Raw genomic sequence first — 12524 nt, 5'->3', positions numbered from 1 at the left:
TGGTGTAGTTAAGGATGGAAACACAGATGTGACAGGAAACTATGCTATCACATATAAGCCAGGAACCCTTACAATCAAAAAGGCAGATGGAGATGCTCTTGGACTTGATGCAAAAGGCTTTGATGTAACATATGATGCAGAGTCACATAAGGTAACAGCAAGCACAACAGTAACAGAGGGAACAACAATCTCTTACAAGGTAGGAAATGGTGAGTGGAAAACAGAAGCACCAGAGTACACAGATGTAATAGATGAGACCGAAGTAACTGTAAAGGCAGAGAATGCAAACTACAACAATGCTGAGAAGAAAGTAAAGATCAGAATCAAAAAGAGAGCAATCGAACTTAAAGTTGCAGACGCTAAGAAGACTTATGGTGAAACAGATCCTGAATTTAAACTTGAGGATGGAGAACTTGAAAAAGTTCTTGGTGATGATGTAATTAGTTACACTATTACCAGAAAGAACGCTGACAAGGATGTTGATGCCGGAACATATGAGAAGGTTCTTATAGCAAAAGAAACAAGTGATAGCGCAAGTGCAGAAGCGAGTGGACCTCATTATGCTAATGGTAACTACAATATCACATTTGTACCCGGTAACTTCGAGATTAAGAAAGCATCCGGTCAGGCTCTTGAACTTAGTGTTGAAGGATATCAGGGAGTATATGATGCTAAGGATCATACAGTAGATGTAGTTATGAATCCTGAACTTGAGCAGTCTACAACAATCTGGTACAGAACAAATGGAAATGATTGGAGTAAAGATGCACCTCAGTTTAAAAATGTTGTTGAAGGCCAGACTGTCCAGGTAAAGACAGAGAATAAGAACTATGAAGAGGCTACGGCTTCAGCAACAGTAACAATTTCAAAGAGACCTATTATTGTAATGGCCGGAAACGGGACTGAACAGTCATTCATGTTTGATGGTAAGCCACATACAGCATCAGGATATGACTGGACAAAAGAAACAGAGGCTGGAGGACTTATAGATGGACAGAAACTTGAAGCTGAGCTTGAGAACAACACTCAGACAACTGTTGGTAACTATAAGTTCAATATCAAAGAGGGCTCAGTAAAGATTACAGACGGAATCCTTATATTTAAGGAAGATGTTACTGATAACTATTCAATTGAATACGTTGAAGATGCAATGAAGATTGCCAGCAGAAAAGACACTGGTGATGAGTATCAAGTAACAGTACATGCTGACAACGTTCCGGTAACATATAATGGCAAGGTTCAGACATACACAACAGGTTATGGTGTATCTTCTGATACAGAGGATGTAAATATCGCAGCTATGATCTGGGATGCTCTTAAGAATCTCTTCACACTTAAGAGCAGTGCAACAACCGGTGTGCCATTTGATATGGATGGAACAACATATACACTTTCAGGTGTAACAGTTTCAGCAAGCGGAAAAAATGTAGGAAATTACAAGTTCGTTGCTACTGGAAAAGAAGTAGTCACAATGATAATTGATGGAGAAGAAGTTCCTGTAACTGATGAATTTAAGATCAGCTATGAACTTGGTGAACTCCAGATTGGATACGCAGATGCAAAAGTTACAGCAGACAGTGCTTCTAAGGTAGAAGGCACAACAGATCCTACGCTTACAGCTGCAGTTTCAACTACTAACTCAGCTCTTTTGACAGAGGCACAGAATACTGTTCAGTATGCAGTAGCTCGTGCAACTGGCGAAACAGCAGGAGATTACGCTATAACAGTAACAGGTGATGTATATCAGGGTAACTTCAAGGTTGATTATGTGAATAATACATTCACTATCACAGCAGCACCTGCACCGGCACCTACTCCAACTCCAGATCCTACACCAGCAGGCGGAGATGATCCTACACCGGTTACACCTGCACCTGTAGCAGCAGGACCGGCACCAGCTCCTGCCGCAGCAGTACTTGGAGCTAGAAGAGAAGATGCAGCAAATACAAATGGTGCAGCAGTTCTTGGTGCAAGACGCGCAGGAACTGATGACCAGACAGATGACACATCAAGAGCATTTGCAATTGTCATCGCAGCTGCAGTAGCAATTTCACTTTTCGTTACAAGAAAGAAAAAAGAAGAAGAGTAATTAAACTCTAAGAAATCCAAAAAAGAGCTATCGGTCGTAAGGCCGGTAGCTCTTTTTATTTTCCAATAATCTGTTTTATGATATGCTTAAAAAAGCAAACGGGGAGGAAGTTGTGTTGTGAAGGAGAAAAAGAAAATTGATTACATTGTATTTGTTAGCGTGATTGCGGCATTTTCTGTGTTGGTGCTTCATACTAACAAATGCTTTTGGGAGTTTAGCGCGACGGAGAAGTATTGGGTCTCGGCGAACATTATTGAGTGTATTTTTTATCCAGGAGTGCCCCTCTTTTTTATGATAAGCGGGATAACTCTTATGGATTTCTATGAGAGATATTCGCTAAAAGAGTTCTTTATTAAAAGATGGCATAAGGCAGTTGTGCCATTTATTGCCTGGAGTCTTATCATTATGCTTGGCAAGGTGTTGAGTCACAAGATACCAAGAGAGCAGCTGAGTCCGCACTTTATTTATCAGAGTGTCACCGGAACGACCATTGTGGATTATTACTGGTTCTTTTCTTCGCTTTTTGTTCTGTATCTTAGCATGCCTTTGTATGCAGCAGTGGAAAAAGAAAAGAGAAGGCTTGTCTTTACTTACCTTGTTGGAGCGGGCTTTGCCCTGAATAGCCTGGCGCCTTTTATTACCGGCGTTTTTCAGCTTGATATAAATACACCTTATGCTGTTACAAGTGTAATGGGCGTACTTATCTGGGTGCCGATAGGATGGCTGCTCCATGATACAGAGCTTAGTAAAACTCAGAAGTTTACTATATATGGACTTGCGATTGCAGGTCTTTTGCTTCATATAATTGGTACGTACGTGCTGTCTATGCGAATCGGAATGATAGATGGGACATTTAAGGGATATGAAAACGTTCCAAGTGTTCTTTACTCTGCCGGAGCTTTTGTCCTGTTAAAAGATATTGGAAAAAAGGTAATGGATAGCAGGGGCAGAGATTTCGTGCTGTTTCTTGGTGGATACACTTATCCGGTTTATCTGATGCAATTTATTTTCATTAAGACGATACCCCTTCTTCCTTTTGTGGATACGAGGTCACTTTTGTATCGCCTTGGGGCGCCATTTGTTATCGTTCCCATGATAATTGCAGTTGCGGCGTGCATGAGGAAAATTCCTGTAGTAAGGCGCATAGTTCCATAATACGATTAAAGGGAAAAAGCCATAATATAAAATGTTAGTGAGAGCCCATGTTTTTCGCAGAAAATCATGAGCTCTTTTTCTATATCATAATATGAACATTAGACGACAAAAAAAATACAAGTTACGACAAACTTTATAAATGCAATTTTATTTCATGTTAATCTACAATCAGAGAAATAAAAGTGTGATTGTATAGGAGAGAACATATGAGTGATCCTATTTACAATGATGAGGGGTTAAGAGTGGTTCGGGAAGATTACTGCTGCGAACACTGGGAACCAGACGATGGTGCGTTGGTACCCATGAGGGAGTGTTGGTGCTGCAAGTGGTCTAATTTCAGGCTTGAAGGTACAAATTCTGAAGTTGAAAATTTAAGTGTCTGCAATTACGAGGGAAATATTAAAACGGCAATCAGCAGTTGAGGTGAATATATGAACGAGGGGCTTAGGATCAGATTAGATGTTCAAATGTTTGGCGGACTTGCGATTTCTTATGAGGGAAGAAATGTATCAGTCGGAAAAAACAAAGGCGCGAAGTATATTCAGCTTCTTGAACTTGTTTGGCTTGCCGGTGATAATGGCATTACAAAAGAGCAGCTCATAAACACGCTTTATGATAGAGAAGAACAGTCTAATCTTAATAACAGCTTTAATAATCTGATCTATCAGATGCATAAACAGCTTAAGGGTTCAACTCTTCCTGATTATGAGTATATAGTTAATAAGGATGGCATTTTCTATTGCGATGAGAATGTTGAAGTTGTTACTGATGCGGGAAGTTTCGAATCCGCAGTGCGCAACGCAAGACTTTGCGGTGACACTACAGAGGGAATCCTTTTTTACAAACAGGCTGTAGAACTCTATAAAGCGGAGCTTCTTCCGGAACTTGCAACGCAGGAGTGGGTTATTATCAAGAGTGTTCAACTCCAGAAGATGTATGCAGAGTGTGTAGTTGCCCTCGGTAATTACTATGAAAAGAAAAAAGATTACAATGCAATGTATCGCACATACAAAAAAGCGTCTCAGTTATATCCGGATGATGAGTGGCAGGTAGGCGAGATCAATGCTCTTATCGGCATGGAGTCTTACGACGAAGCGTATGCTGTTTATGACGAAACAGTCAGGTATTATACTGATGAATTAGGAATCACTCCGAGTAATGATCTGATGGAGTGCTACGAAAGGATGAGTAGGCAGATTACTAATACACCAGGGAAAATACTTAAGATAAGAGACGATATCATAGAGAGAAGAGACAGCGCCAGAGTAGAAGATGGAAGAGCATATGATTGCTCATATCCTAGCTTTATCGATGCTTATCATATTTTAAGTCGTAACATGGAGAGAAGCGGGCAGTCAGTATACATGATGCTTTTCACATTGGTTGATTATGAGGGAAAACAGATTACTAATCAGAATAAACTTGAGGCAAGGGCTAAATTATTGCAGAAGGCTATTGCTCTGACATTGAGACAGGGTGACACATATTGTAAGTATTCGGCATCTCAGTTTTTACTTCTTCTTTTGGGAACAAACAAAGAAAGTTGTAAAATAGTTTACAGGAGAGTATTGAACAAATATAAAGTTTTGGCCGGACCAAGAGCGGAGCTTGAATACAGTGTAGTTTCACTTGCTGAGCTTCCTCAGAGTTTGTCAGAGGCAAAATGATTATTATAAGTTATTAGTGGGGATTGTGGTTTTTTTATGAGGATTCCGCGAGAGTGTTTATCACTTTCGCGGAATTTTGGGTTTTTGTTTATTTAAAATTTAATATTTAGTTCACAGAACGTTTAAGGTATACTGATATACTGTACATGAGATATTAAGCGAAAGGGAGTGAAGTCTATGGCAGTCAAGAGGTTAGACTATTCGAAGATAGATTTTACTAAGCTTACGGGAAGATCTGAAAAAAGTCACACTGAAGAGGGCAATCAGATAGATATTGAGAATCTACTTAAGATGAAGGATCAGGTTAAGGATTTCCAGATTCTTATGATGAAGTATGATTGTGCTTTATCAGAGGTTAGAACCAAGCTGGATGTTCTTAATAAGGAGCTTTCATTAATCAATAATAGAAATCCTTTTGAATCAATCAAGATGAGAATTAAGACGCCGATTAGTATCTATAACAAGTTAAACAGCAAGGGCGTGGATTTTAATGTTGAGAATATAAGCAAGAATCTTTCAGATATAGCCGGAATAAGGGTTATATGTTCTTTTATTGATGACATTTATATGCTTGCAGATTGTCTGGCCAAACAGGATGATATTACTGTCATCCAGAGAAAGGATTATATTGAGAATCCCAAAGCCAGTGGCTACAGAAGCCTCCACCTTATTATTGAGGTGCCTATTTTCCTTACTACGGAAAAAGAGTACATGAAGGTGGAAGTTCAGTTCAGAACCATAGCAATGGATTTCTGGGCAAGTCTTGAGCACAAGATGAAGTATAAAAAGAATATTCAGCATCAGGATGTTATTTCAGACGATCTTAAGTTTAGTGCAGATCTTATCAATCAGCTGGATCTTAGAATGCAGCAGATAAGAGAAAAAATTGACGAAGAAGAATAGTAACAAAGACCTGGAAGCCAAGTGCCTTCAGGTCTTTGTTTTTTCTTTTGCCGCTATAAGATTCAGGCCTTTTCAGGTTCTGGATAAGATACGCCGAAAGTTTCTACAGTAACTGTTTTCATAATCTGGTCGCTTACAGGTCTGTCGTTCCAGTCTGTGTCTGTTTCAGCAATCTTATTTACAACGTCCATTCCTTCTGTAACCTTACCGAATGCAGCATAGTCTCCATCAAGGTGTGGAGAAGTTTTGTGCATGATGAAAAACTGTGAGCCTGCTGAATTGGGCATCATTGATCTTGCCATTGAAAGAACTCCTTCAGTGTGCTTAAGATCATTCTTGAATCCGTTGGATGAGAACTCACCCTTGATACCGTATCCGGGGCCGCCCATTCCTGTTCCTTCAGGATCTCCGCCCTGAAGCATGAAACCGCGGATAACTCTGTGGAAAATAAGTCCATCGTAGAATTTTTTGTTAATAAGTGAAATGAAGTTATTGACTGTGTTAGGTGCAATCTCAGGATAGAGCTCAGCCTTGATAACATCACCGTTTTCCATTGTAATTGTAACAATAGGATTCTGTGCCATAAGTTCGTCCTCTTTTCTGTATGATAGTATCTTAGGCTATTATAGCAGATTTATTGATGTTATGAATGGCATATACGATAGAATTTGCAATTGGTAAATATGCTCAAAGATGTGCTATCATATGCTTTGTTAGGAGATGAAAAATTATGAAAAAGAATTGTTGGTATAAGGCTACTGCAGCTTTCCTTGCTGCGACGCTTCTTTTGCCTGGGTGCGGAAAAGCAGATAAAGCCGCATCAGAGCTAAATGTTATTGATGATAAGTATAGAACTACCTATGAGATTTTCGTTTATTCTTTTTACGACAGTGATGGAGATGGAATAGGAGATCTCAAGGGAGTTACCAAGAAGCTCGACTACATAAATGATGGGGATGATACCACAGATACTGATCTTGGCTGTAATGAAATATGGCTTATGCCGATTTCACCATCACCGACATATCACAAATATGATGTGACTGATTACAAGGATATTGATCCGCAGTACGGAACAATTGAGGATTTCGATGAGCTTGTGGATGAATGTCATAAAAGAGGTATCAATGTCATTCTTGACCTGGTACTCAATCATACATCTGTAGAACATCCGTGGTTTAAGGCTTCAGCAGAAGCTCCTTACAATGATTACTACAATTTTTCCACTGAACCTCAGGACGGCTATGAGGCGCTTGCCGGATCAGATCTGTATTATGAGGCGAGATTCTGGTCTGGAATGCCTGATCTTAATCTGGATAATGAGGCAGTTAGGGATGAGATAAAAGATATTACGCAGTTTTGGATAGATCATGGAGTTGACGGATTCAGGCTGGATGCGGTGTCTTACTATTATACAGGTGATGACTCAAAAAACATTGAGTTTTTGACATGGCTCAATGACACTGTTAAAGCCCAAAAAGAAGATGCTTATATTGTTGGTGAGTGCTGGACAAATTCAAGTACTTATCTAAAGTACTATAAAAGCGGTGTTGACAGCTTTTTTGACTTTGATTTTGCAGGAAGTGAAGGCACTATTGCAGGCGTGGCAAGAGGAACGAGCGCTGCAGCAAATTACGGAAAAGCTCTTGAAAAAATAGAGAGTCAGCTTGCTGAAATTAGCGACACAGCCATTGATGCACCTTTTTATACCAATCATGATATGGCCCGTTCGGCTGGCTATTTTACCGGTAAGGGCAGTCAGGACAAGGTGAAGCTTGCCGGAGCACTTAACCTTCTTATGAACGGAAATGCGTTTATTTACTACGGTGAGGAGCTTGGCATGAAGGGCTCAGGCAAGGATGAGAATAAAAGAGCTCCGATGCAGTGGAGTTCTACTGACCTGACAGGCATGTGCAATGGCCCTGCCGACATGGATAAGTTTGACATGAAGTATCCGGCTCTTGATGAGCAGGCGGCAGATGAGTACTCAATTTTTAACTATTACAAGGCAGCTATAAAACTCAGAAATATGTTCCCTGTGATCGCAAGAGGGAAGACTGTAGTTGTGGACTCACTTTCAGACGGTGATATTTCAGCCTTTGTCAGGGAGAAAAAAGAGGAAAGCACATATGAGACAGATGTGGAGAGACTTCTTATACTGATAAATACCTCAGATGAGTCAAAAGAAGTGGATATTTCCACAGATGATATGTCGAAAGATTATGGGAATATTGTGTATAACCTTTGTACTTCTGAGGAAAAATGTGAATATAATGGTGGGAAAGTGGTAATACCTGCCTATGGAATAGCAGTTTTAGCAGCCGGGAACTAAAGTTGCAGTACAGTAAATAAATTAATAATATGAGGGCTGATATCAGCCCTTTTGGAGTTGTAATTAATATTAACGGGGTATTTCTTTGTTGAGCAGTAATTAGTCAGGTAGTAACGGATTGAGCACCGTTTACTATATAGTGTTTATTCTTATTATCTGTTTAGGGTACGAGCGTGTCACAGCGTTTGCACCTCAAAAGTTCTAATAATTTTAGAGTAACTGTGTTGATTATTAAGATTAATTTGCTATAATGAAAGCATAAAAAGGTGCTACCCGTACAGCAACGGTTAGTCCGAAATTACATAGTGATTAAAATAACCGCTAGTTGTTCAGGCTGGGCGGTTATTTTAATGCTTGCTATTCCTACCGATGGAATAGCCAAGACCAAAGAACGTTGCACAAAGCGCAAGTACTGCAATCAAGCCTTCCATGGTTATCATAGGGCAGGTTCCTCCTATAGTTATTCTCTTTTGAGTTTCTATATTAACAGGGCTTGCACTCCCTGATAGAGGACTAACCGCAACCGTTTAGGTAGCACCAATAGTATCATTATAGCAATAAATTAAGCCTTGTAAATCCAAATCGTAATAAGGATGACAAGGCTTTATTTTTTCGTAAATGATCACCTGAGTTGTAGCTATGATTGATTGCTTTACATGATTAGTACGCAGATTTGTATCCTAAAATTTCCCTAATTTAAATGTTCCAATACGTACTTTTTTGAACCAAAACATACATTAAGAATAAAAGATTTTTAGTAACAAAAAAGACTGAAGCACCAGTAATTATCTGGACTCCAGTCTTTTTAAAACAAGCAGGGGAAGCAGGATTCGAACCCGCGCATGCTACCCTGTCCAAAACTATAAAGAAAGCATCGAGCATCTTCCTTGGTTTGAGTTTAACCATTTCTTAACCAGTTTATATCTTATACTTGGTTATATTCTCCCAATCAGAAGGCAATCCCATCTGATCTAGCAGATCAGACTTGGTTAGTCTCTGACTCTTCTTGCAGTATTGATCTATAAGTTTCTTAAGACTATGCTTATATTGTAAAAACTCATCTCTTCTTAGTAAATATCTAAAAGCGATTACTAATCCAAAGTAATCCCTCTTACCAATAGAATACATGGATCCAGTCATAGGGAGATTCATTTTCTTATGAATAGTAGTGTCCGGAAATTCTCTTTGTACAAGGTTATGACTGAATAATCTCTCATTATGGGCACATACATTCCTAAAAAGTGTCAGACATCCTAGATATTGACCAAGCGCCTTCTCGGACACATTTGTGTATGCCTTGCTTATCATACTCTGCTGTCTATGCTGTAATAAGCCATAGAATTTAGATAACTGACCGAAAGTAAGGATTTTAGTTGTAACCCATAACGGAACGTTACCATATACTTTTCTCTGGTGTACAAGATAGGGTTTCTCAGTGTTCTTGTTTGCGTGATAATCCAAAATACTAATAAGCTTGGTAACATCATGGGATAATTTAGGACTTTGGTTATAATTTACTGATGAAAGATACTGAGATTGATTCTCACCAAATGATGCGCAGAAACTATCTGATATTAATTGACGTATCTTTTGCTCTACCTTGATTAAATAATTAAAAGTAAGGGCTCTCAATTCTTCATCAAAGTGATATAAGGCAAGCACATCTTCAAAGGTAGTACCACCTACATATTTCCTTGTCATAGGATTGATAAACAGATTCTTATATCCACCAATTAGAGAGAAATAGCTGATATCGGTTAGCATCCTCTCAGCTAAACTTATATCCTTTATTATTTATAAGTTTCTGGATTTGTTTACCATACGGAAGATATGGCTTAGGTATATTAGAAAAACTCCTCAAGAAAAAAATTAAAGGAGGGCCCTCAGGTCCTCCCGCGGTCCCAGTCCTCACGAGTATCTGGAACTTAGTCACTATAATCATTTTATATGTTAAGAACCTTATTGTCAATAAATGCAATATGATGCCAAATTCCTAGCGCTTAAGTCGTTACAGTACAGTAACCTCAACATTTGATAACTGAATATTGAATAGAGGGTCAACAGACTATTGACCCTCTTTGTAGGAATTGTAACTCAGCTGGGAGAGTAATGGTTTCCTAAACCATGAGTCGTGGGTTCGAGCCCCTTAGTGGAAAATAGATAGTTGTGACAATGATGGGATGGTAGAAATACCATCCTATTTTTGCTATTATAATTGTACCAAGACATCATTAGATACATTCGATATCATAAAAATCAATGCCTTATTTTGGACCCTTTTGGGCTATTATTTGTGATGAAAGGAGTTATCATGTGCAATATTGTAACAATGAAGAATAATGTTGGTGACTCTTTTGGAGTTGCAGACATAAAGAAAGATATTATTGAAGGAATAATTAAGATTGCAGCAGAATGTAAGCTGATTGATACTATTTATCTGTTTGGTTCATCTCTGGAAAAGAGATGTACTAAACGGTCAGACATCGATCTAGCCATAGTGAGTAACGTAACAAGGTCAAGGTTGTTTAGGTCAAAGTCCTATGATGACTTCAAGACAAAGCTCTATAAGATAAACGAAGATCAGGATTATGATATCTTGACTTTTAATTCTCAAGCTGCACTTGACAAGAGTAAAGAGTTTGTAGCCAGAGATATATTAACGAAAGGAAAGATTATTTTTAAGAATAAGTTCAAGTAAGTTTTTACGATTGACAAGCGATTTACCACCCTAAAATCACCCTAAATTAAATGTTCCAAAACGTACTTTCTTGAACCAAAACAGACATTTACAATAAAAGAATTATAGTAACAAAAAAGACTGAAGCCTCAGAGAATATCTGGATTCCAGTCTTTTTACATTTAACAGGGGAAGCAGGATTCGAACCCGCATGAGCGGTTTTGGAGTTGGATAAACCACATCCTATAAAGCTTGAAAACATCGGTATTACATAGATTGGATGATTTTTGTAGCCACATTTGTAGTCATATTGTGTTTACAAAAATAATATGATAATGTATTTAAGCCGTGTCCCTCCAGCAGAAAGGAGGTGAGGCAGCTCATGGAGTATATAATCGCATTCATTATCTCTGTATTGGCAGGTATAGTCGCCTACTATATTTGCAAATGGTTAGACAGGGATGAGTAACACGGTACTAGCCTGAGAACAGCTCACTCTAACGAGCAAGAAACCCTCGATGTCGCCACATCGAGGGTTTCGCTTTGTCATAGAATATATAATCGCATTTTATTGCGTTTCCGCATAATCATATTACTACAACTGTTATGTTCAGTCAAATAAAACTCTTATAAAGAAACGTGATCAATAGCTGTTTTCCCACATTATACATGATTAGTACGCAGATTTGTACCCTAAAATTACCCTAATTTAAGTGTTCCAAAACGTACTTTTTTGAACCAAAACATACATTAAGAATAAAAGATTTTTAGTAACAAAAAAGACTGAAGCACCAGTAATTATCTGGACTCCAGCCTTTTTAAAACAAGCAGGGGAAGCAGGATTCGAACCCGCATGAGCGGTTTTGGAGACCGGCATACTAGCCATTGTATGATTCCCCTATATGAATTTGCAAAAGGTTATTTCTTTTGCACCAACGAATGTTATTCTAGCATAGACAATAGGCGTTGTAAAGTAATATTTTTTAAATTATTATTATTTTAATTATATTAAAGGAGCACGAAAAATATATGCCTTATAAGTATAAGAACTACATTTTTGATCTATATGGAACTTTAGTGGATATCCACACAGATGAGGAACAGCCTGAGCTTTGGGTGAGAATGGCAAAAAAGCTGTCCGAAGAATATGGCGCAGATTACACAGGAGCAGACCTTCGTGAGAAATATCTTTTGGCATGCAAAGAGGAAACAGAGGCCCTTACAGAGAAAACTCACGCGGAGTATCCGGAGATAAAAATAGAAAATGTATGGGCTAAACTCATTGGAAATGAATATGCAGTGGATCCCTGCAGCTTAGAAGCACTTTGCATTTTCTTCAGAGAAGCTTCACGTGATAAGCTATGCAAATACCCGGATACGGACAGACTTTTATCTGAATTAAAAAGTGCGGGAGAAAAGGTATTTCTTTTGTCTAATGCCCAGCTCTTTTTTACCAGGAAAGAGCTTGAGGAGGTGGATATTGCAAAGTACTTTGATGACATTTTCATATCGTCTGATAATGGTGTCAAAAAGCCTCAGAAAGAATTCATGGAAAAACTGTTAAAAAAGCATGGATTAAACCCTACTGAATGCGTTATGATAGGGAATGAGGTTTTTAGCGATGGTGGAGTAGCCAAGGCAAATGGCGTAGATTACATCTTCGTACAGGATGGAGATTTCTCTAAAATAATATGAAAAGGA

Annotated in this window: 10 protein-coding genes and 2 tRNA genes; 9 read left to right on the top strand and 3 right to left on the bottom strand. The window is 38.6% G+C overall.

Annotated features, from left to right (window positions below; translation table 11 throughout):
* The 5 genes from BM146_RS19475 to BM146_RS10220 all read left to right on the top strand — a co-directional run.
* Positions 1 to 2089 (top strand): MBG-2 domain-containing protein (locus BM146_RS19475; RefSeq protein WP_177201639.1); only part of this gene is annotated, 2089 nt, incomplete at its 5' end.
* 117 nt (positions 2090 to 2206) lie between these two features.
* Positions 2207 to 3244 (top strand): acyltransferase, encoded by a 1038-nt coding sequence (locus BM146_RS10235; RefSeq protein WP_074888234.1) that lies wholly within the window; start codon positions 2207 to 2209, stop codon positions 3242 to 3244.
* A gap of 206 nt (positions 3245 to 3450) precedes the next feature.
* A complete protein-coding gene (locus BM146_RS10230) occupies positions 3451 to 3666 on the top strand; it encodes a hypothetical protein (protein ID WP_074888231.1) in 216 nt (71 codons plus the stop codon).
* Between the two features lie 9 nt (positions 3667 to 3675).
* Positions 3676 to 4911, top strand: a complete 1236-nt coding sequence (locus tag BM146_RS10225; RefSeq protein ID WP_083413490.1) for a bacterial transcriptional activator domain-containing protein — start codon at positions 3676 to 3678, stop codon at positions 4909 to 4911.
* A 291-nt stretch (positions 4912 to 5202) separates the two neighbouring features.
* A complete protein-coding gene (locus tag BM146_RS10220; RefSeq protein WP_074888260.1) occupies positions 5203 to 5814 on the top strand; it encodes a GTP pyrophosphokinase in 612 nt (203 codons plus the stop codon).
* 62 nt (positions 5815 to 5876) lie between these two features.
* Here the strand turns inward: BM146_RS10220 and BM146_RS10215 are convergent, their stop codons facing one another.
* Positions 5877 to 6398: a peptidylprolyl isomerase gene (locus BM146_RS10215; RefSeq protein WP_074888228.1), complete on the bottom strand. Its 522-nt coding sequence runs from the start codon at positions 6396 to 6398 to the stop codon at positions 5877 to 5879.
* A gap of 146 nt (positions 6399 to 6544) precedes the next feature.
* On the opposite strand from BM146_RS10215, the gene BM146_RS10210 reads away from it, so the two are divergent.
* Positions 6545 to 8146: an alpha-amylase family glycosyl hydrolase gene (locus BM146_RS10210; protein WP_074888225.1), complete on the top strand. Its 1602-nt coding sequence runs from the start codon at positions 6545 to 6547 to the stop codon at positions 8144 to 8146.
* A gap of 918 nt (positions 8147 to 9064) precedes the next feature.
* On the opposite strand, the gene BM146_RS10200 is transcribed toward BM146_RS10210, so the two are convergent.
* On the bottom strand, positions 9065 to 9910 hold the full coding sequence (locus BM146_RS10200; RefSeq protein ID WP_083413488.1) for an Abi family protein: 846 nt from the start codon (positions 9908 to 9910) through the stop codon (positions 9065 to 9067).
* Positions 9911 to 10237: 327 nt separating this feature from the next.
* On the opposite strand from BM146_RS10200, the gene BM146_RS19470 reads away from it, so the two are divergent.
* Together BM146_RS19470 and BM146_RS10195 are read left to right on the top strand one after the other, a co-directional pair.
* Positions 10238 to 10295, top strand: a tRNA-Arg gene (locus tag BM146_RS19470).
* Positions 10296 to 10457: 162 nt separating this feature from the next.
* Complete coding sequence (locus BM146_RS10195) at positions 10458 to 10844, top strand: nucleotidyltransferase domain-containing protein (protein WP_074888219.1); 387 nt, start codon at positions 10458 to 10460, stop codon at positions 10842 to 10844.
* Positions 10845 to 11651: 807 nt separating this feature from the next.
* Here BM146_RS10195 and BM146_RS10190 read toward each other — a convergent pair.
* Positions 11652 to 11723 (bottom strand) — tRNA-Trp (locus BM146_RS10190).
* 129 nt (positions 11724 to 11852) lie between these two features.
* Between BM146_RS10190 and BM146_RS10185 the strand changes: the two genes are divergently transcribed.
* Positions 11853 to 12518 (top strand): HAD family hydrolase, encoded by a 666-nt coding sequence (locus tag BM146_RS10185; RefSeq protein WP_074888216.1) that lies wholly within the window; start codon positions 11853 to 11855, stop codon positions 12516 to 12518.
* The last annotated feature ends 6 nt before the right edge of the window (positions 12519 to 12524 follow it).

Source organism: Butyrivibrio proteoclasticus, from assembly GCF_900115735.1.
Lineage (GTDB): Bacteria > Bacillota > Clostridia > Lachnospirales > Lachnospiraceae > Butyrivibrio > Butyrivibrio proteoclasticus_B.
The sequence above is the reverse complement of the archived record's forward strand: the minus strand, read 5'-3'. Positions and strand labels throughout refer to the sequence as shown.